This window comes from Stenotrophomonas sp. NPDC077421, assembly GCF_049545505.1.
Lineage (GTDB): Bacteria > Pseudomonadota > Gammaproteobacteria > Xanthomonadales > Xanthomonadaceae > Stenotrophomonas > Stenotrophomonas nematodicola.
On record NZ_JBMWDP010000037.1, the window covers coordinates 17,432 to 36,959 of the forward strand.

21 protein-coding genes are annotated in these 19,528 nt (G+C 68.3%); 12 read left to right on the forward strand and 9 right to left on the reverse strand.

Translation table 11 applies throughout. The features are described from left to right. Nucleotides 1-28 precede the first annotated feature (28 nt). Nucleotides 29-808 carry a polyphosphate kinase 2 gene (gene ppk2, locus ACPEH1_RS16735; RefSeq protein WP_017356347.1) on the forward strand — a complete coding sequence of 260 codons (780 nt, stop codon included), beginning with the start codon at nucleotides 29-31 and terminating at the stop codon, nucleotides 806-808. Nucleotides 809-1,412: 604 nt separating this feature from the next. On the opposite strand, the gene ACPEH1_RS16740 is transcribed toward ppk2, so the two are convergent. Both ACPEH1_RS16740 and ACPEH1_RS16745 read right to left on the reverse strand, forming a co-directional pair. Then, on the reverse strand, nucleotides 1,413-1,970 hold the full coding sequence (locus ACPEH1_RS16740) for a TlpA family protein disulfide reductase (protein WP_262071659.1): 558 nt from the start codon (nucleotides 1,968-1,970) through the stop codon (nucleotides 1,413-1,415). Next, a complete protein-coding gene (locus tag ACPEH1_RS16745) occupies nucleotides 1,967-3,241 on the reverse strand; it encodes a YihY family inner membrane protein (protein WP_026071033.1) in 1,275 nt (424 codons plus the stop codon). The genes ACPEH1_RS16740 and ACPEH1_RS16745 overlap by 4 nt, the downstream gene beginning before the upstream one ends. Nucleotides 3,242-3,350: 109 nt before the next feature. Here ACPEH1_RS16745 and wrbA point away from each other — a divergent pair, with 109 nt between their 5' ends. The 3 genes from wrbA to ACPEH1_RS16760 all read left to right on the forward strand — a co-directional run bounded on the left by wrbA (nucleotide 3,351) and on the right by ACPEH1_RS16760 (nucleotide 4,861). Continuing rightward, complete coding sequence (gene wrbA / locus ACPEH1_RS16750) at nucleotides 3,351-3,941, forward strand: NAD(P)H:quinone oxidoreductase (RefSeq protein WP_017357595.1); 591 nt, start codon at nucleotides 3,351-3,353, stop codon at nucleotides 3,939-3,941. Further along, entirely contained in the window at nucleotides 3,938-4,276 is a 339-nt protein-coding gene (locus ACPEH1_RS16755) for a DUF2069 domain-containing protein (RefSeq protein ID WP_017357594.1), read from the forward strand. Before wrbA ends, ACPEH1_RS16755 begins: the two co-directional genes overlap by 4 nt. Nucleotides 4,277-4,375: 99 nt before the next feature. Then, nucleotides 4,376-4,861, forward strand: a complete 486-nt coding sequence (locus ACPEH1_RS16760) for an asparaginase domain-containing protein (RefSeq protein ID WP_017357593.1) — start codon at nucleotides 4,376-4,378, stop codon at nucleotides 4,859-4,861. 66 nt (nucleotides 4,862-4,927) lie between these two features. Here the strand turns inward: ACPEH1_RS16760 and ACPEH1_RS16765 are convergent, their stop codons facing one another. The 3 genes from ACPEH1_RS16765 to sufT form a co-directional block, all read right to left on the reverse strand. Further along, the gene (locus ACPEH1_RS16765; protein ID WP_136003756.1) at nucleotides 4,928-6,673 is read right to left on the reverse strand and encodes a S8 family peptidase; all 1,746 of its coding nucleotides are present in this window, start codon (nucleotides 6,671-6,673) and stop codon (nucleotides 4,928-4,930) included. A gap of 413 nt (nucleotides 6,674-7,086) precedes the next feature. Then, complete coding sequence (locus ACPEH1_RS16770) at nucleotides 7,087-8,184, reverse strand: branched-chain amino acid aminotransferase (protein ID WP_423716087.1); 1,098 nt, start codon at nucleotides 8,182-8,184, stop codon at nucleotides 7,087-7,089. Between the two features lie 60 nt (nucleotides 8,185-8,244). After that, on the reverse strand, nucleotides 8,245-8,796 hold the full coding sequence (sufT, locus tag ACPEH1_RS16775) for a putative Fe-S cluster assembly protein SufT (protein WP_017357590.1): 552 nt from the start codon (nucleotides 8,794-8,796) through the stop codon (nucleotides 8,245-8,247). 117 nt (nucleotides 8,797-8,913) lie between these two features. On the opposite strand from sufT, the gene ACPEH1_RS16780 reads away from it, so the two are divergent. Then, complete coding sequence (locus ACPEH1_RS16780) at nucleotides 8,914-9,333, forward strand: hypothetical protein (protein WP_017357589.1); 420 nt, start codon at nucleotides 8,914-8,916, stop codon at nucleotides 9,331-9,333. Between the two features lie 42 nt (nucleotides 9,334-9,375). On the opposite strand, the gene ACPEH1_RS16785 is transcribed toward ACPEH1_RS16780, so the two are convergent. Then, nucleotides 9,376-10,830: an NAD(P)(+) transhydrogenase (Re/Si-specific) subunit beta gene (locus ACPEH1_RS16785; RefSeq protein ID WP_017357588.1), complete on the reverse strand. Its 1,455-nt coding sequence runs from the start codon at nucleotides 10,828-10,830 to the stop codon at nucleotides 9,376-9,378. Continuing rightward, entirely contained in the window at nucleotides 10,827-11,135 is a 309-nt protein-coding gene (locus tag ACPEH1_RS16790) for an NAD(P) transhydrogenase subunit alpha (RefSeq protein ID WP_017357587.1), read from the reverse strand. Before ACPEH1_RS16790 ends, ACPEH1_RS16785 begins: the two co-directional genes overlap by 4 nt. A 129-nt stretch (nucleotides 11,136-11,264) precedes the next feature. Between ACPEH1_RS16790 and ACPEH1_RS16795 the strand changes: the two genes are divergently transcribed. From ACPEH1_RS16795 to ACPEH1_RS16805, 3 genes are read left to right on the forward strand one after another with little or no spacing between them, the layout of a single operon-like run. Continuing rightward, nucleotides 11,265-11,828 carry an RNA polymerase sigma factor gene (locus ACPEH1_RS16795; protein ID WP_136003789.1) on the forward strand — a complete coding sequence of 188 codons (564 nt, stop codon included), beginning with the start codon at nucleotides 11,265-11,267 and terminating at the stop codon, nucleotides 11,826-11,828. Continuing rightward, nucleotides 11,825-12,151, forward strand: a complete 327-nt coding sequence (locus ACPEH1_RS16800) for a hypothetical protein (RefSeq protein ID WP_136003748.1) — start codon at nucleotides 11,825-11,827, stop codon at nucleotides 12,149-12,151. Before ACPEH1_RS16795 ends, ACPEH1_RS16800 begins: the two co-directional genes overlap by 4 nt. 4 nt (nucleotides 12,152-12,155) lie before the next feature. Next, nucleotides 12,156-12,587 (forward strand): DUF3106 domain-containing protein, encoded by a 432-nt coding sequence (locus ACPEH1_RS16805; protein WP_136003746.1) that lies wholly within the window; start codon nucleotides 12,156-12,158, stop codon nucleotides 12,585-12,587. 22 nt (nucleotides 12,588-12,609) lie between these two features. Here ACPEH1_RS16805 and ACPEH1_RS16810 read toward each other — a convergent pair whose 3' ends face one another. Both ACPEH1_RS16810 and ACPEH1_RS16815 read right to left on the reverse strand, forming a co-directional pair. Continuing rightward, nucleotides 12,610-13,704: an NAD(P) transhydrogenase subunit alpha gene (locus tag ACPEH1_RS16810; RefSeq protein WP_017356620.1), complete on the reverse strand. Its 1,095-nt coding sequence runs from the start codon at nucleotides 13,702-13,704 to the stop codon at nucleotides 12,610-12,612. A gap of 65 nt (nucleotides 13,705-13,769) precedes the next feature. Next, the gene (locus ACPEH1_RS16815; protein ID WP_017356619.1) at nucleotides 13,770-16,085 is read right to left on the reverse strand and encodes a DUF1631 domain-containing protein; all 2,316 of its coding nucleotides are present in this window, start codon (nucleotides 16,083-16,085) and stop codon (nucleotides 13,770-13,772) included. A gap of 331 nt (nucleotides 16,086-16,416) precedes the next feature. On the opposite strand from ACPEH1_RS16815, the gene ACPEH1_RS16820 reads away from it, so the two are divergent. From ACPEH1_RS16820 to ACPEH1_RS16835, 4 genes are read left to right on the forward strand one after another with little or no spacing between them, the layout of a single operon-like run. Then, entirely contained in the window at nucleotides 16,417-16,992 is a 576-nt protein-coding gene (locus ACPEH1_RS16820) for a nitroreductase family protein (RefSeq protein ID WP_017356618.1), read from the forward strand. A 1-nt stretch (nucleotide 16,993) separates the two neighbouring features. After that, on the forward strand, nucleotides 16,994-17,944 hold the full coding sequence (locus ACPEH1_RS16825) for a 5'-3' exonuclease (protein WP_017356617.1): 951 nt from the start codon (nucleotides 16,994-16,996) through the stop codon (nucleotides 17,942-17,944). After that, a complete protein-coding gene (locus ACPEH1_RS16830; protein ID WP_136003742.1) occupies nucleotides 17,941-18,492 on the forward strand; it encodes an NUDIX hydrolase in 552 nt (183 codons plus the stop codon). Before ACPEH1_RS16825 ends, ACPEH1_RS16830 begins: the two co-directional genes overlap by 4 nt. Continuing rightward, a complete protein-coding gene (locus tag ACPEH1_RS16835) occupies nucleotides 18,485-19,279 on the forward strand; it encodes an N-formylglutamate amidohydrolase (protein WP_017356615.1) in 795 nt (264 codons plus the stop codon). Before ACPEH1_RS16830 ends, ACPEH1_RS16835 begins: the two co-directional genes overlap by 8 nt. The last annotated feature ends 249 nt before the right edge of the window (nucleotides 19,280-19,528 follow it).

A 19,528-nucleotide genomic window follows, 5' to 3' on the forward strand; every position in this document is an offset into this window, starting at 1 on the left:
AGCCTCCACGACAGAACCGGGGCGGCGGATGGGCAAGCTCAAGCGCAAGGCATACCAGGAACAGCTGGAACCGATGCAGTTGGAACTCGCGGCAATGGCGCGCTGGGTGCAGCACACCGGCCAGCGCGTGCTCGTGCTGTTCGAAGGCCGCGACACCGCCGGGAAGGGCGGCGCGATCCAGGCGATCGCCGAACACCTCAATCCCCGCCAATGCAGGGTAGTGGCACTGCCCAAGCCCACCGACCGCGAAAGCACCCAATGGTATTTCCAGCGCTACGTGTCGCATCTGCCGGCCGCTGGCGAGATCGTGCTGATGGATCGCAGCTGGTACAACCGCGCCGGCGTCGAGCATGTGATGGGCTACTGCACCGAAGCGCAGTACCGCGCGTTTCTGGCGCAGACGCCTGTGTTCGAAACGCTGCTGGTGGACGACGGCATCCTGCTGTTCAAGTACTGGCTGACGGTGGACCAGGCGCAGCAGGAGAAGCGTTTCGCCGAGCGCCACCTCGATCCGCTCAAGGGCTGGAAACTGTCACCAGTGGACCTGAAGTCGCGCAGCAAGTACAGCGCCTACACCGAAGCGCGCGAAGCGATGCTGCGCGCCACCCACCGCGAAGCAGCGCCCTGGACGCTGGTTGATTTCAATGACCAGAAGCGCGGGCGGCTGGGATTGATCCGCAATCTGCTGGACCGCCTGCCCGACACCCGCGTGGACGAGCCCGTGCTGGCACTGCCGCCGCTGAAAGGCAAGCTGCACACAGAGCATTTCGGCGTTCTGAAACCGATCGAAGACATCGACACCCCGTAGTGCCGGGCTCTGCCCGGCAACAGGCGCTTGCACGGCAAAGGCCACGCGCGCGGGCGGGAGGTACGGGGGCGGATCGGCGAGCAGCCGGGCAGAGCCCGGCTCTACGGGACCTGCGTGACATGGTCATCAACGCCGGTCCACCGCGATGCGGTGTTGATCGACGCATGTCCAACGCGATGCGGTGACCGACACGTAGTGCCGGGCTCTGCCCGGCAACAGGCGCTGGCGCGGTACAGGTCGCGTGCGCGGGCGGGAGGTGCGGGGTCGGATCGGAGAGCAGCCGGGCAGAGCCCGGCTCTACGGGACCTGCGTGACATGGTCATCAACGCCGGTCCACCGCGATGCGGTGTTGATCGACGCATGTCCAACGCGATGCGGCGGTCAACGACACGTAGTGCCGGGCTCTGCCCGGCAACAGGCGCTTGCACGGCAAAGGCCACGCGCGCGGGCGGGAGGTACGGGGCGGATCGGCGAGCAGCCGGGCAGAGCCCGGCTCTACGAGGTGCGGTGCGATGATCGACGCATGTCCAATGCGATGCGGTGACCGACACGTAGTGCCGGGCTCTGCCCGGCAACAGGCGCTGGCGCGGTGCCGCGCGCGCGGCTATTTGGCGGCAATGCGCTGTTCGATGTCGGCGGCGGTGACCGGACCGAGGTACTCCTTGGCGACCGTGCCATCGGGTGCGATCAGGTAGGTCAACGGCAGGCCACGCGGAATCGCGAAGTCTTCCGGCGGGTTGTACGTATCGACGATGACGATCGGATAGGTTACCGGTCGCTTCTCCAGGAACGCCTTCATCTCGGCCGGTTCGATGTCTTCATAGGCCAGGCCCACCACCTCGATTTCGTCGCGCATGGCATGCAGCGCGGACAGTTCCGGCATTTCCTTGCGGCACGGCGCACACCAGGTCGCCCAGAAGTTCACTACCACCCATTTGCCACGATGCGCGGCCAGATCGTAGTCGCTGCCGTCCAGCGCCTTGAGTTTGAGCGTGGGGCGCTCCACGGTACGCCGGTCCGTATCGGGCGCGGCCGCAGGCGCGGGGGCCGCAGGGGCTGGCGACGGCGTGGCGGCGGGCTCAGGCTGCGCGGTCGGGGCGGGCTTGTTGCACGCAGCCAGCGCCAGCAGGCCCAGCGCAAGCAGCAGGGGCTTGGCAGTCATGGTTTGTCTCCGAGGTTTGTATAGATGTCGCTGACGCGTCGCTTGAGCAGTTCGCGCAGCGGCAGGCGCAGCGCGTCCAGCGCGGCCACCGAGGCATCGCCCAGGCTGTCGTCGCGGTAGGGCAGGTACGCTTCCTTGACCGGGATGCGCATCTGGGTGGTTTCGTACAGATCCGACAGCGTCAGCTTGTCCAGGTCGCGCGCCAGCAGCCATTCGCCCTGTTCGTCGCGCCGCACCACGCGGATCGCTTCCAGGTCGCACAGCATGGTCTGCAGGAGCGAGTCGGTCAGCATCGGCTCCAGCCTGAGGATCTCGTCGTCATCCAGACTGCGTCCGCTCTGCCGCGCCTGCTGGAACCGCCCGATCAGTCGCAGCAGGCCGTAGAGCTCGTAGCCGGTGGGCAGGCGCAGGTCCGCCGGCTGGTAGCGGAAGGCGGCGATCGAGGACGCCAGCGACGCGCCCAGAAGCACCGACACCCAGCACAGGTAGATCCACAGCAGCAGGATCGGCACGAAGGCCACGGTGCCGTACAGCTTCTGGTAGGACTGGAAGCTGCCCAGGTAGGCGCCCATGCCCCACTTCACCAGCTCCAGCATCACCGCGGCCAGGATCGCGCCGGGGATGGCATGCCGCCATTTGACGGTGTGGTGAGGAACCACGCGGTAGACCAGCATGATGCAGACGAATTCGATCAGTACCGGTGCCAGCCCCAGCGACAGATTGGCCAGCCATCGGCCTTCGCTGGTGCCGAACAGCGGCAACGCGAACACTCGCGCCGAGACCGCGAGCGAGGCGGCCGCCAGCATCGCGCCCAGGGTCAGCACCGTCCAGTAGACCAGGAAACGGGTCAGCTTGGGTCGCGCCGAGCTGACCCGCCAGATCTGGTTGAAGGTCTGCTCGACGCTGTTGAGCGTGATCAGCAGCGACACCACCAGCGCGATGAAGCCGGCGGCGGTGAGCTGGCCGGCGCTGGCCGAGAACTGGCGCAGGTAGCCTTCGGCCGCGCGCGCCGCGTTGGGCACGAAGTTGGAGAACACGTAGTCGCTGAGCTGGTCGCTCCAGCGGTCGAACACCGGGAATGCCGAGAGCACCCCGAACACCACGATCGCCAGTGGCACCAGCGCGAACACGGTCGTGTAAGCCAGCGACGCGGCCGCCTGGAACAGACGGTCGTCGAGGAAGCGGTGCCACAGGAAGCGGCCGAAACTGGCGGCGCGCGCGCGATCCCGCACACGTTCCATCCACAGGTTGAGGGTGTCCAGAGGTTCCATCGGCGCAAGGGTACCCGATGCGGCGAAACGTGCACGCATCGGCCGCGCTCGCCCTGCGCCCGCCGCATCGCCATACTGGCCCCTGGCCCCAAGATGAGATGAAGGCGCGATGGCGGAGATTCTGGTGCTGTACTACAGCCGCGGCGGTTCGGTGGCCCGGCTTGCCCGCCAGATTGCGCGGGGCATCGGCGAAGTGCCCGGCATGGGCGCGCGTCTGCGCACGGTGCCGCCAGTGGCGGCGATCACCCAGACCGCGCGGCCGCCGGTGCCCGAGGAAGGCGCGCCGTACGTGAGCGTGGAGGATCTGGCCGAGTGCGACGGCCTGATCCTGGGCAGCCCGACCCGCTTCGGCAACATGGCCGCCCCGGTGAAGCACTTCCTGGATGGGCTGGGCGCCGAGTGGGTCAACGGCACACTCGCGGGCAAGCCGGCGGCAGTGTTCACCTCGACCGCGTCGCTGCACGGCGGCCAGGAGTCGACGCTGCTGTCGATGCAGGTGCCGCTGCTCCACCACGGCTGCCTGATCGTCGGCATTCCCTTCACCGAACCGGCCTTGAGCCACACCACCACCGGCGGCACGCCTTATGGCGCCAGCCATGTGGCCGGCGCCAACGATGACCCGACGCCCAGCGAGGACGAAGCGATCCTGGCGCGTGCGCTGGGCCGGCGCGTGGCCGACATCGCACGGCGGCTGGCATGAGCACGCGCGCGACCGAGGTCGTTCTCGCGCTGCTGCTGGCGGCGCTGGCCGCGCTGTATGCGCTGTGGTTCGCGCATGACAGGCACTGGCTGGCCACGCAACTGGTGTTCACCGCTCCGCCGCTGCTGCTGGCCGTGGGCGTGCTGGTGCGCCGGGGCAAGGCCGCGTTCTGGGCCGGCGTACTGGCGTTGTTCTGGTTCAGCCACGGGGTGATGAGCGCCTGGAGCCATCCGGAGATCGCGGTGTGGGCCTGGACCGAGCTGGTGCTGGCGCTGGCGGTGATTGCCGTGGCCAGCGCGCCGGGCCTGCGCCGGCGGTTCGGGAAGAAGCGCTGACGGCAGACGGGCGACGCACGGCTCTCCGGGATCGCGCGGTATCATGGCGCCAGGGCGCGGCGACGCCGCCCAGCTCACCGTCAACCCAGGATTGCTGCAATGGACGAACTACTGATCATCACCACCGGCGGGACGATCGACAAGATCTACTTCGACGACAAGTCGGACTACCAGATCGGCGATCCCCAGATCGGGATGATCCTGCGCGAACTGGGCGTGACCTTCCGTTTCAACGTGATTCCGATCCTGCGCAAGGATTCGTTGCACATCACCGATGACGACCGCGAACTGATCCGCGCGACCATCGCCGCCCAACCGACCCGCCACGTACTGGTCACCCACGGTACGGACTCGATGGTGCAGACCGGCAAGGTGCTCAAGTCGATTGCCGACAAGACCATCGTCATGACCGGCGCGCTGAGCCCGGCGCGCTTCCGCGGCTCGGATGCGGAGTTCAACATCGGCTGTGCGATCGGTGCGGTGCAGTCGCTCGCCAGCGGCGTGTACATCGCCATGAACGGCCGCATCTGGAATCCCGAGCAGGTGCGCAAGAACGTGGCGGCCAACCGGTTCGAAGAAGCCTGACGCGCCACCGCCTGGCGGACATGAAGACGCCCCGGCATGCCGGGGCGTCTTTGTTGCAGCTCCCGATCAGTACTGCGCGGTCAGGCTCAGGCCGGAGAAGGTCGTGTAGGCCTTCACCCGCACGTGCCAGGTGCCCGCAGCCGGGGCATTGATAGTGCAGGTTTCATTGTTGCCGCTCAGGTACGGGCGGCAGTTGTACACGGTGTCGGTCGGAGCGCTGCCCGAGCGCACGTACAGGTCCGCATCGCCGCTGCCGCCGGCGATGGTGACCTTCAGCTGCGCGCTGCCCGAGGGCACGTTCACGGTGTAGGCCAGCGATGCGCCGCTGGCGGCGCCGAGGCCGGTGACCGGAACGTTGTTCTGCAGCACCGTGCCGGTGCCCGGGCCGGGGCCGGTCCCGTTGAGCGCTGCGGTGACCGCGGCATCGGCATCGACGATGCCCGCGCCGCACCCGCCGGTGCAGGCACCCGGCAGTGCACGCGCGGTGTTCTTGAGCAGGGTCTCGACCGCGGCCGGCGACAGCGCCGTCGGTGCCACCGACTGCACCAGCGCGACCACGCCCGCCACGTGCGGCGCCGCCATCGAGGTGCCGTTGTAGGACGCGTAGGAGGCTGCGCCCGGCACCGTGGTGCCGCTGTTGAGGGTGGACAGAATCGCCTGGCCCGGTGCCGAGATGTCGATGCCGGCGCCATAGTTGGAGAAGCTGGCGCGGGCACCGGCCGAGGTGGTGGCGGCCACCGCGATCACGTTGGCGCAGTTGGCCGGCACCGACGAGGACACGTTGGTGTTGCTGTTGCCCGCGGCCACCACGACGGTGGTGCCGCGCGACACCGCGCCATTGATCGCGTTCTGGTAGGTGGTCGAGCAGCTGCCACCGCCCCCCAGCGACATGTTGATCACTTCGGCCGGGTTGGCATTGGCCGGAACGCCGCTGACGGTGCCGCCCGAGGCCCACACGATCGCATCGGCGATGTCGGAGGTGTAACCGCCGCACTTGCCGAGCACGCGCACCGGCACGACCTTGGCATTGAAGGCGGTACCGGCCACGCCGGTGCTGTTGTTGGTCACTGCGGCGATGGTGCCGGCCACATGGGTGCCGTGCCAGCTCGAGTTGGATGCCGGGATGCCGGAGCCGCACTCGTTGGCGCCGTACCAGTCGCCTTCATCGTTGGCGTTGTTGTCGCGCCCGCCGCCATCGCGCGCCATCGCGGCGTCGCTGATGAAGTCGTAGCCCGGCAGGATGTTCGCGTTGAGGTCGGGATGGCTGGTGATGCCGGTATCGATCACCGCCACGACCACGCCGGCGCCGGTGGCCTTGTCCCAGGCCGGGCGCACGTTGATGGACGCGTTGCTGGTGCCGAAGCCCCACTGCTCGGACAGACGCGTATCGTTGGGCACCAGGGTGGCCTGCATCAGCTGGTCGACCTCGACATATTCCACGTTCGGGTCGGCCGCAAGGCGGCGCATCAGCAGTTCGGATTCGGCCTGATCGAGCGGACGATCGGTCTTGACCACGGTCGGACCGATGGCGAGCTGACGCAGTTTCTGCAGGCCCAGCGCGCGCCCTTGGGCGGCGGGCACGGCGCTGGCGGCCGCCTTGAGCGAGCTGGCCAGTGCGGTGGGCGTGGCGATCGCGCTGCTGCCGTCCTTGTACTTCACGATGAAGCGCTGGTGGGTCGGCGCCGAGGACAGGCCGCTCAGCTGTACGTCACCTGCCAACGCCGGCGAGGCCAGCAGCAGCGAGGTGAGTACGGACGCGCCCAGTACAACCAATGCACGCTGACGCAAACGGTGTTGCGAATCATGAGACATCGGATTTCCCTTTCAGACTGAAGGATGCCGTCTATGCGGCGAAAATCCGGCGCGATCCGTGGCTACGGATCTATGGCAGTGATCGCGACCGGTTGTTGGATCGGTTTCCCCTAACAAAAACCGCCCGACGACGGACGCTATTGGTTTCGCCGCCACGCAACAACGTGTCAATGCCTTTTCAGTCTTGTGAACATTCCGATCTGAGACTTTTCGGGTCAACGGTTTGTGAATGTGAAGGAACTTTCACGACAGAAACCGCCACATGAACGGCTTTTTCAAGTCCATCCTCTGTCTTGCCCGACAAAAACCGGACATCCCGTTGCGCAACAACGACTTGCGTGGGGCCATCCACACAAAGGCCCGCCTGTTGCCAGGCGGGCCTTGGGAAACGCGCGATCAGGGCGCCAACCGGATCAGGCGTCCAGGCGCACCAGCCAGCCGTGGCGGTCCGGCAGGCGGCCGTACTGGATGTCGGTCAGTTCCTTGCGCAGGGACATCGTCACTTCACCGGCCGGCGCGTTGATGTCGCCCACCGCGAAGCCGTCGCCCTTGAGCTGGCCGATCGGGGTCACCACGGCGGCGGTACCGCAGGCGAACACTTCGGCGATGTCGCCGGAGGCCACGCCCTGCTTCCACTCGTCGATGCTCACCTTGCGCTCTTCAACCTTCATGCCGCGGTCGCGGGCCAGCTGCAGGATGCTCTCGCGGGTGATGCCCTCAAGGATGCTGCCGGACAGTTCCGGCGTCACCAGCGTGCCGTCCTTGTAGACCAGGAACACGTTCATGCCGCCCAGCTCTTCCAGGTACTTGCCTTCCACCGGATCCAGGAACAATACCTGCGAGCAGCCCTGGGCCTGCGCCTTCTGCTGCGGCAGCAGCGAGGCGGCGTAGTTGCCGCCGCACTTGGCCGCGCCGGTGCCGCCCTTGGCGGCCCGGGCGTATTCGGTGGACAGCCAGATCGACACCGGTGCCACGCCCTTGGCGAAGTACGGACCCGCCGGGCTGGCGATCACGTAGTAACCGGCCTTGTGTGCGCCGCGCACGCCGAGGAAGGCTTCATCGCCGATCATGAACGGACGGAAGTACAGGCTGGATTCGTCGGCCGACGGCACCCAGCTGGCGTCCACGGCGATCATCTGCCTGAGCGACTCGACGAAGATGTCCACCGGCAGTTCCGGCAGCGCCAGGCGCTGCGCCGAACGCTGCAGGCGCCGGCCGTTGGCATCCGGGCGGAAGGTCCAGATCGAGCCATCGGCGTGGCGGTAGGCCTTGATGCCTTCGAAGATCTCCTGGCCGTAGTGCAGCACCGCGGCGGCCGGGTCCAGCTGCAGCGGGCCATACGGGCGCACGCTGGCATCGTGCCAGCCGGTGTCCTTGTCCCAGCGCACTTCCACCATGTGGTCGGTGAAGTGCAGGCCGAAACCGGGCGCGGCCAGAATGCGATCGCGCTCCTCGCTGCTGCACGGGTGGGCCGAACGGGTGGTGCTGAAGCTCACGGAAGACTGGGACACCGGATATTTCCTGTTCTGGTTACGGGGAACGCCACCACCACCAAACGCGCGGTGGAGCGGTTACAACATGCCGGTTTCAAGCCGGGCGGCCTCGGACATCATGTGGCGGCCCCACGGCGGATCGAACACCAGCTCGACGTCGGCCTCGGCCACCGTCGGGATCATTTCCAGCTTGCTGCGCACGTCGTCGACCAGGATCTCGCCCATGCCGCAGCCCGGCGCGGTGAGCGTCATCTTGATGTCCACCTCGCGCCGGCCATCGTCCAGGTGCTTGAGATCCACTTCATAGACCAGGCCCAGATCGACGATGTTGAACGGAATCTCGGGGTCGAAACAGGTGCGCAGCTGCTGCCACACCAGTTTTTCCACTTCCTCGTCGGAGGCGTTTTCGGGGAGCTCCAGCGCCGGCGGCGGTTCCTTGCCGATAGCGTCGCCGTCCTTGCCGGCGATGCGGAACAGATTGCCTTCGACAAACACGGTATAGCTGCCACCCAGCGCCTGGGTGATATAGCCATAGCTGCCGGCCGGCAGCGTCACCGTTTCGCCCTGCGGGACCATGACGGCCTCGCAGTCGCGTTCGAAGTGGACAGGTTCACTGCTACGGGAATACATGTGGATGGATATGGGGTCGCGGCCAATTCCCGCAAGGCCGCCATTTTAGCCCAGCCGCCGGCCACGCGCCGGTCACCACGCAAGCCGGTATCCTGTGGGGACTTACAGGAAGATCGAATGTCGCCCACGTCCGTGTCTGCCCGGCCCCGTCACTGGCTCTGGCCCCCGCTGTTGCTGCTTGGTATCGCCACGGCCACGCTGGCCTGGTTGTTCATCGCCCTCCTCAGCGGCCAGCAGGCCGGCTGGATGGCCGTTCTGGGAGCCCTGGACGTGGTGCTGATGCTGCGGCTGGGCACCTTCCGCCCGGGGGCAACCCGGGTCGTGGTGACCGTGCTGGCCACGGCAGTGGTGGCACTGGCGGCCAACTGGTTCATCGCCTCGGCCTACCTGGGCGGCTCGATGGGGCTCAACCCGTGGGAATCTGCGTTGCGCATGGGCCCATTCATGGCCAGCACGCTGATCCAGCTGGCCAACGGGCCGCTCGAAGCGATCTGGCTGGCCGTCGCGCTGGTGGTTGGCGGGTGGCTGGCGCGGTGATGCCGGCCGCTGGGCGGCACCACCGGTCGGGCCCGGTGGCGGTCAATGGCCGCCGTCGAGCGCCTTCAGTTCGCTGACCAGCGCACTGGCGGCACCGGCACCATCGCCGTACAGCATGCGCGCGTTGTCGGCATAGAAGAGCGCGTTTTCGATGCCGGCAAAGCCGGTGCCCTTGCCACGCTTGATCACCACCACGTTGCGCGCGTTGACCACATCCAGGATCGGCATGCCGTAGATCGGGCTCGCCGGGTCGGTGCGCGCGACCGGGTTGACCACGTCATTGGCACCGATCACCAGCACCACATCGGTGTTGGGGAATTCGGGATTGATGTCGTCCATGTCGGCGATCAGGTCGTAGGGCACGCCGGCTTCGGCCAGCAGGACATTCATGTGCCCGGGCATGCGCCCGGCGACGGGATGGATCGCGAACTTCACCTTGATGCCGCGTTCGATCAACCGCTGCGCCAGTTCCCACACCTTGTGCTGGGCCTGGGCCACGGCCATGCCGTAGCCCGGCACGATCACCACGCGTTCGGCGAAGGCGAGCATCGCCGCCACGTCGCTGGCCTCGATCGGTTTCTGCGCGCCACTGATCTCCTGCGCGGTACCGCCGCCGCCAAAGTTGGAAAACAGCACGCCGCTGATCGGCCGGTTCATCGCCTTGGCCATCAGGCGGGTCAGCAGGATGCCGGCCGCGCCGACCATCATGCCGGCGATGATCAGCGCCTCGTTGCCCAGCACATAGCCCTCGAACGCCACCGCCAGGCCGGTAAAGGCGTTGTAGAGCGAGATCACCACGGGCATGTCGGCGCCGCCGATCGGCAGGGTCATCAGAACGCCCAGGGCGAGCGCGACCACGAAGAAGGCGATGATCGCCAGCGGGCTCAGGCTGATGCCGGCCCAGATGCCCAGCCCGACCATCGCCACGGCAACCGCCAGGTTGAAGGCCTGCTGCCCGGGGAAGGTCACGCGTCGGTCCAGCCGTCCGTCCAGCTTGGCCCAGGCGATGATCGAACCGGACAGTGACACCGCACCGATCGCCGAGCCGATGATCGCCAGCGCCAGCACCGTGGCCGAGGGCTGGCGCGCGGCCAGTTCAGCAATGGCCTGTTCGCTCCAGTGCGTGGTATCGCGATTGGCCAGGAAGGAGAAGCGCAGCAGCTCCACCGCACCGATCGCCGCGGCCGAGCCACCGCCCATGCCGTTGTAGAGGGCCACCATCTGCGGCATGTCGGTGATCGCCACGCGCTTGGCCGACCACCAGGCCACGCCGGTGCCGATCGCCACCGCCGCCAGGATCAACGGCACGTTGTGCAGCTCGGGCAGGAAGAAGGTTGCCACCGTGGCAATCAACATGCCCAGCCCGGCCCAGCGGATGCCGCTGCGCGCGGTCATGGGCGAGGCCATGCGCTGCAGGCCCAGCAGGAACAGCGTGGCGGCGACCAGGTAGCTGACCTGGACCAGCCACTGCAGCAGGTGTGCGGTGCTCACGTTCAAGGCGACTTCTCCCCCGCGTCGCGCTTGGCGCTGGGCTTGAACATGTCGAGCATCCGCTCGGTGACCACATAGCCACCGGCCGCATTGCCGGCGCCGAGCACCACCGCGACGAAGCCGATGATCTTCTCCAGCGGTGTCTGCGCGTGGCCCAGCACCACCATCGCACCGATCAGCACGATGCCGTGGATGAAGTTGGACCCGGACATCAGGGGGGTATGCAGGATCACCGGCACCCGTGAAATGATCACATGGCCGGCGATGGCGGCCAGCATGAAGATGTACAACGCCACGAACCCGTCGCTCATTGCAGTCTGTCTCCCAGGCGGTGATCCCGTCCCGCCCATCATAACCATGCGCTGAACCGTTCTGCAGGCCGGTCAACCGATGGCGCACTGGTGCGTTCTCACGTTGTCCCCCTGCGCGAGCGCTACCCTGTGCTGGTGAGCCCCTCCCTACCGACGCTGCCCACCGAGGCCGATGCGCCGCTGCCGGTATCGCTGGACGCGTTTCTGGCCGGTATCGGCCCGCGCGCGTTCCGCTTCGCCGAAGCCGGCCTGCGCCAGCGCGACGACGCCCTCGATGCCGTGCAGGACAGCATGCTGCGGATGCTGTCCTACCGTGACAAACCCGCCGCCGAGTGGGCGCCGCTGTTCTGGAGCATCCTGCGCCGCCGGGTGGTGGACCTGCAGCGCCGCCGCGGGTTCCGCCTGCGCTTCTGGCGCAGCAGCGATGCGCCTGCGGAGGATCACGACATCGACTGGGCCGACAGCGCGCCCGGTCCGGCCCAGGCGCACGAGCAGCGCGATCAGTACACGCGTCTGGTCGCCGCGCTGCGCCAGCTCCCGGCCCGCCAGCGCGAGGCCTTCACCTTGCGCGTGCTGCAGCAGCTCGACGGCGCCACCACCGCCCGGGCGATGGGCTGCAGCGAAGGCGCGGTCAAAACCCATCTTTCGCGCGCACGCGCAGCCCTGCAGCAGCACCTGGAGATCGAACTGTGAGCCGCCCGCCTCTTCCTTCCAGCACCGACGCGGCCCTGCAGCAGTTGCATGCGCAGGCGGTTGCGCGGCTTTCCCCGGCCACCCTGGCGCGGCTGCATGGCGCGCGCCACGCCGCGCCGCAGCGCACCCGCGCGCATGGCTGGTGGCTGGCCACGGCCTGCTCGGCGGTCGCCGCACTGGGACTGGGCTACAGTTTCACGGTCAGCCCGCCGCGTCCGGCCGCGCTGCCGGTCACCGCGACACTGGATGACGGCATCGACGTACTCGACGAGAATCCCGATCTGTACGTGTGGCTGGCCGGCACCGATCTGGCAATGGAGTGAATCGATGAAACCGCGACTGATGCTGGGACTGGCACTGCTGACGCTGACGGCGACCGGCTGGGCACAGACGTCCCCGTTACCGAACTGGGACCAACTGACCCCGCAGCAGCGCGAGGCGTTGATCGCGCCGGTGCGTGACCGGTGGAACGATGCGCCGCCGCCACAACGCGAGCGGATGCTCCAGCATGGGCAACGCTGGCAGGAGATGACCCCGGAACAACGCGATCTGGCGCGCCGTGGCCGACACCGCTTCGAAAACATGTCGCCCGAGCAGCGCGAGCAGGCCCGCGCGCTGTTTGCGCAGATGCGCACGATGAACCCGGCCCAGCGCGACGAACTGCGCGCCCGCTGGGCGCGCATGACCCCTGACCAGCGCCAGGACTGGCTCAAGGCCAACCCCATCGTCGAGCCGCCCGCCGCGCCCAGAAAGCCCTGAGCGCCGCGCCGCCGGACCATGCTCAGCCGGCGGCGTCCGCGCCCTGCCAGCGGGTTCTGGCCTGCAGTTCGTCGGTCCAGTCGAAGGCGATCGCACCGTCCTTGAGGAACAGCGCGACGAAGTTGTACAGGTTGCGCGCGTACATCTCGCTGGCGTGCACGGCACCCTGGCTGGCCAGGTTGAGCGGACCGTCGACGGTGATGCCGTCCAGGTCGATGGTCTGCCCCGGCACGGTCGCTTCGCAGTTGCCGCCGGTCTCGGCGGCCAGGTCCACCACCACGCTGCCCGGCTTCATGCCGCGCACCATCGCGGTGCTGAGGATCCGCGGTGCAGGGCGACCCGGCACGGCCGCCGTGCACACCACGACGTCCACCAGGCGCAGATGGTCGCCGAGCCGGCGCTGCTGTTCGGCCCGCTCGTCCTCGGTCAGCGCGCGGGCATAGCCGCCTTCACCGGCGGCGCTGACTCCCAGGTCAAGGAATTTGCCGCCCAGCGATTCGATCTGCTCGCGGGTTTCCGGGCGCACATCGAACCCTTCGACCTGCGCGCCGAGCCGGCGCGCGGTGGCGATCGCCTGCAGTCCGGCCACACCGGCGCCCACCACCAGCACCCGCGAGGGGCGGATGGTGCCGGCGGCCGTGGTCAGCATCGGGAAGAAGCGCGGCGCGCGCTGGGCCGCGATCAACATGGCCTTGTAGCCCGCCATGCCGGCCTGGGAACTGAGCACGTCCATCGACTGCGCGCGCGTGGTGCGCGGCAGACGCTCCAACGGAAAGGCATGCAGCGCGCGCGATTGGATGGTCGCCGCACGGCCTGCGTCAGCCTGCGGGTAAAGCATGCCCACCAGGGTGGCGCCGGTCTTGAGCTGGGCCCACTGGGCCGGGGATGGCGGCTGCACGCACAGCACGATATCGGCCGTGGACAGGCCGCCGGCGTCGGCCACCTGCGCGCCGGCGTCCAGATACGCCGCATCCGGGAAACCGGCCGCCTGTCCGGCACCGGCCTCGAAACGAACGGTCGCGCCGAGCGCAGCCAGCTTGCGCGCCGTCTCCGGCGTCATTGCCACGCGCCGTTCCCCCGGCGCGCCTTCCTTGACCACCAACACCTCGACAGCCATGCCTGTCCCCGTCGTTCAGCGGATAGTGCCGTGATCGTAACCTGATCGGTGGGCGCCGGGTCGGCCTAGTGGACGGTGGCGTTCTTGGTGTCCAGGCGGTCGATCACGCCCTGCATGGCGCTGTCGAAGGCGCCATCGTCGATATGCGCGCGCAGGCGGCCCAGCCGCACCATCACCGCCAGTTCTTCCGGCGAGGCCACGCAGAAGCGCACGCCGCGGCGGTTGACGAACAGCAGACGCGAGGAGATCGGGCTGACCCAGGACAGCTTGCCGGCCTGCACCTTGCCGTCCTTGTCGACGAAGTCCAGCCAACTGCCGATCTCCATGCCGCGGAAGCGGTCGGCATCGGCGTTGTCGAAGTCGCTGACATCCACCTTGCTGCCCAGCTCCACCGCCGGGGCTTCCTGCGCGGGCGGTGCCGGCAGCACCACCTGCGGCAGTTCCGGCAGCGCGCGCTCCAGTTCCGGGCGCGATTCGGCGATGCCCTGCAACGTGTCATGCAACGCGTCGATGGCGCTGGTGGCGGCATCGGCGTGCACGCCCACACTGGCAAACACCTTGCGCAGCGCCGGGTGCCAGGCCTGCAGCCAGGGCTTGCCGACGATCTTGCGGCGCGCTTCGGCCACCTCTTCCAGCAGCCCGTCGGCCAGGGCCAGCGCCTCACCCACCGACGCGCCGTCTTCGCCTTCGCGCAGCACACTCAAGGTGAGGTGGTGCTGCCACGGCTGGCGCAGGAACTCGCCGATGGCCTGCGGCAGGGTGGCATCGGCAATGCGACGGTCCAGTTCGGCGGCCGCCCGGGTGCGCGCCATTTCCAGCTTTTCCTGACCGCGCTGGGTCTCGGCCGCACGCCGCTCGGCGATTTCGATCCGGCGCCGATGCTGGGCCAGGAAGTCGCGGAATTCTTCTTCCAGCGTAAGGAAGATGGCGAGGTTCTCGTTGAACTCGGCCACCAGCCGCTCGATGATCTCCTCGACCTTGCCCATCAGCACGCGCTCGGCCTGGCTTTCGCCGGTATTGCCTTCGCACGCTTCGGCCAGCGAGTTGAGCAGCTTGCGCGCCGGGTGGGTCTTCTGCACGAACATGCGGCGGTCGAGCATGGCGACCTTCACGAACGGCACCACCAGCCGACCGATCAGCTCGCGCGAGCGACCTTCCAGGTCGCGCTCGTCCAGCATCACATCAAACAGCATGCCGACCAGGTCGATCGCGTCCTCGTCCTGCGGGTCCAGCCGGGCCTGGCCCGGGTCGACACCGAGGCGCGTGGCACCGGACAGCACTTCGCTCTTCAGGCGCTGGGCCAGCGATTCGCCGTCCTCGCCGATCGCCGCGCGCAGGGTGGCGCTGGGCGTGGCCTGGAGCAGCGACAGCACCGACATCATTTCGCGTTGGCTGAGCGGACGCTGCTGGCCCACCGCCACACTCGCGGCGGAGGTGGCGTCTTCGCGCACATGGCGGGTCTGCTGCAGCAGTTCATGCAGCGCTTCCAGCAACATGCCCTGGTTGCCGCTCAGACCCTCGGCGCCGTCCGCACCGCCGGCATGGCTGCTGGCGCCGTGCGAGGACTGCATGCGGCCACGGCTTTCGGCCCAGCGGTCGGCAAACCGCCTGGCCCAGGCCGGCGCGGTCGCGTCGTCATTGCCGTGCTGCGCCGTGTCCAGCGCGTCGACCAGTTCGTCCAGCTCGTCGCGCGGCGTCGGCGGGCGCGGGGCCGGGCGACGCGGCGCGGCCATCTGCGGCATCACGCCGGCAGCGGCCAGTTGTTCGTCCACTTTTTCGTAGCGCTTGCCGATCGGGGCGTGCAGGTCGCGCTCGCACAATTTGATCAGCACCAGCCGCACTTCCGGGGCCAGCTCACAGCCGGCGAAGGCCTCGTGGATGGCCACACCGATGTGTTCCGGGCTGATCGGGTTGGTGTCCGCGTTCAGCTCCAGGCCCCCGGCAATCATGCCCAGGCGGCGGTCCAGACGGGCCAGCACCGGCTTCCAGTCGCGCAGCAGCACGGTGGCGAAATTGCGCACGGCCAGCCGCGATTCCAGCACGTGCTCGGGCACCAGGCTCAGGCCGTCCTCGATCTGACCGGCCAGCGTGGCCTCGGCCGACAGGGGCTCGCCCTGCTCCAGCGCCGACCAGGCGCGGGCCAGATGGGTGCGGAAGCCGACCACGATGTCGTCGCGGCGGCGGCGCAGTTCGCGCATGCCGTCCAGGAACAGCAGCTGCGACGCGCCTGCGGTGCCGGCACGGTCGAACAGCACATCGTCAAAGCGCGCCAGTACGGTCGCGAACGACTCGGCCAGCGCGGGCAGCGCCGCGTCGCGAGCAAGCGTCAGCAGCGCGGCGTTGCGACCCGGATGGCCCGTAGCAGTGGGCGTGGCGATCATGCGAAAAGGCTCCCCACCCTCGCAGGCACTCTAAGCAGCGTGAATACAGCCGACGCAGGTACACCCCATGCACCCGCATACGGATCGTAGGCCGGCCGGCCGGTAGCGGACAGTGAAGCAGTCCTCACTTCATACCTCATGACCGGGGCGCCGGCAGGCCTTGTATCGTACGGGGAGCGGTCGCGGGAAGCGAGTACAGCCACGTGAACGACTTCCGTTAATTAGGTGATGTTCATCACGTTTTGTCGCAAATTGCACCGAGAACGCCCAAAGCCGTGTCACAAACTGCCGCGACTATACTGAGAGGCCCGTGAAAGCCGATCGAGATCCCATGCTGCTTCCCGCTGCGCTGCAGGCGCTGGACATGCGCCGTTCCGTCCCCGCCCGACACCTGGGCGAGCCCGGGCCGGACCCGCAGACGCTGGCGCGGATGCTCGCCTCGGCGGTGCGGGTGCCCGATCACGGCAAGCTGGTGCCGTTCCGCTTCCTGCGGATCACTGGCGATGCACGTCACACTCTGGGCACCTTCCTGGCCGAACGCAGCCGCGAGCGCGACCCCAACGTGGCCCAGGCCCAGTTGGAGAAGGACCGTCAGCGGTTCTCGCACGCCCCGCTGGTCATTGTGGTGGTCACCCGCCACACGCCCAGCCCCAAGGTGCCCGCGCAGGAACAGCTGATGACCGCCGGCTGCGTCTGCTTTGCCCTGCTGCAGGCCGCGCAGGCGTTCGGCTTCGGCGCCCAGTGGCTGACGGCCTGGATGGCCTTCGACCCGGCCGTCCATGCCCACCTGGGGCTGGCCGACAACGAGGGCATCGCCGGTTTCATCCATATTGGCACGCCGAAGACCGAGGTGCCCGAGCGCGACCGTCCGGACCCGGCCGCCCTGCTGCAGGACTGGAATGGCTGAGATGAGCGTTCCGTCCCCCGTGGTGGCACCGCGCCCGCCGCTGTATCTGGTGGATGCCAGTCTGTATGTGTTCCGCGCCTGGCACTCGATGCCCGACGAATTCCAGGACCAGCAGGGCTGGCCGACCAATGCCGTGCACGGTTTTGCCCGCTTCCTGCTCGACCTGCTTGAACGCGAACGCCCGCGGCATATCGCCATTGCCTTCGACGAGGCGCTGGACAGCTGTTTCCGGCACCGCCTGTATGCCGCCTACAAGGCCAACCGCGACCCGGCACCGGATGCGCTGCGCCGCCAGTTCGCGCACTGCAAGGCGCTGTGCGTGGCGCTTGGGCTGGCGGTACTGGCCCACCATGAGTACGAAGCCGACGACCTGATCGGCAGCGCCCTGCACGCGCGCCGCGAGGCGGGCATGCGCGGGGTGATCGTCTCCGCCGACAAGGACCTGTCGCAGCTGCTGTTCGAGCACGACGAACAGTGGGACTACGCACGCAACCAGCGTTGGGGCATGGCCGGGGTCAAGGCCCGCCACGGCGTCCATGCCCACCAGATCGCCGATTACCTGGCGTTGTGCGGCGACGCGGTCGACAACATCCCCGGCGTGACCGGCGTGGGCGCCAAGTCCGCGGCGGTGCTGCTGGCCCACTTCGGCAGCCTGGACACGTTGTACGAACGCATCGACGAAGTGCCGTTCCTGCGCCTGCGTGGCGCCGCGCAGATGGCGGTGCGCCTGCGCGAGCAGCGTGAGCACGCCTTGTTGTGGCGGCAGTTGACCACCATCGCGCTGGATGCGCCGCTGGACGGCGGCCCCGCCGACTTCAGCCGGGTCAGCGCCGATGCGCAGATGCTGCAGGGCCTGTGCGATGCGCTGCGGTTCGGGCCACTGACCCGTCGCCGCCTGTTCGCCGCCGCCGGCCTGTCCGATTCCCCTTCCGTTGCCAGCGAGGTCGCATGAGCCCCAACACGCAAGCCCCCAAGGTCGTCTACGAAGGCAAGTACCAGCGCATGGTCGTGCGCGGTACGTGGGAATACAGCGAGCGCACCCACGCCGGCGGCCTGGCCGCGATCATCATCGCCGTCACGCCCGAGGACAACGTGCTGTTCGTCGAACAGTTCCGGGTGCCGCTGCAGGCCAACACCATCGAGATGCCGGCCGGCCTGGTCGGCGACATCGACGCCGGCGAGTCGATCGAAGTCTCGGCGGTGCGCGAGCTGGAAGAAGAAACCGGCTGGACCGCCGCACATGCCGAGGTGCTGATGATCGGCCCGACCTCGTCGGGCGCGAGCAGCGAGCAGATCGCGTTTGTGCGCGCCACCGGCCTGCGTCGGGTCGGTGCCGGTGGTGGCGATGACAGCGAGGACATCACCGTGCACGAAGTCCCGCGCGCCCGCGCGGCGGCGTGGCTGGTCGAGAAAATGGGCCAGGGCTACGCATTGGACGCCAAGCTGTGGGCCGGGCTGTGGATGATCGAGCACCACCTGGACGGTACCCCGCGTGGCTGATGCGTTTGCCCCGCCGCTGCACGCCGCCACGCTGCTGGGACCGTCGGATCCCGCGCCGTTCACGGTGCACCCGGCCCGGGGCCGCTCGCCGTTCGTGTTGATTGCCGACCATGCCGGCCAGCAGGTGCCCGCGGCGCTGGCCGATCTGGGGCTGCCGCAGGCCGAGCTGGACCGGCACATCGGCTGGGACATCGGCATCGCCGGGGTCACCCGTGCCCTGGCGGGCCTGCTGGGTGCCTGGGCCATCGAGCAGACGTACTCGCGGCTGGTGATCGACTGCAACCGCCCGCCCGGCGCGCCGGGCCGGTTCGCGCCGGTCAGCGACCACACCGTGGTGCCCGGCAACCAGCGCCTGGACGCCGCCGCGCAGGAGGCTCGGGTACGCGAGATTTTCGACCCCTATCACCAGCGCATCAGCGCCGAGCTGGATGCGCGCTCTGTCGCCGGCACCCGGACGATTCTGATTGCCATGCACAGCTTCACTCCGGCAATGCAGGGCGTGGCGCGGCCGTGGCACGCCGGCGTGCTGTACCAGCGCGATGCGCGCTTCGCGCATGCACTGCTGCACGCGCTGCAGGCCGAGGGGGATCTGGTGGTGGGTGACAACCAGCCCTATGCGGTCAGCGACGCCACCGACTATGCGATCCCGGTGCATGCCGAAGCGCGTGGTCTGGCGCACGTGGAACTGGAAATCCGCCAGGACCTGATTGCCGACAGCGCCGGGCAGCTCGCCTGGGCGCAACGTCTGGCACGCGTCTTCAACCAGCTCGAACCCGCCTTCCGCTGACACCCGGCGCTGCTCCGCTCCGACAGCACCCCGCGCTGCGCCCGTAGAGCCGGGCTCTGCCCGGCTGCTCTCCGTTCCGACAGCGAAAAACCCCGCATTGCGCCCGTAGAGCCGGGCTCTGCCCGGCTGCTCTCCGTTCCGACAGCGAAAAACCCCCGCATTGCGCCCGTAGAGCCGGGCTCTGCCCGGCTGCTCTCCGTTCCGACAGCGAAAAACCCCCGCATTGCGCCCGTAGAGCCGGGCTCTGCC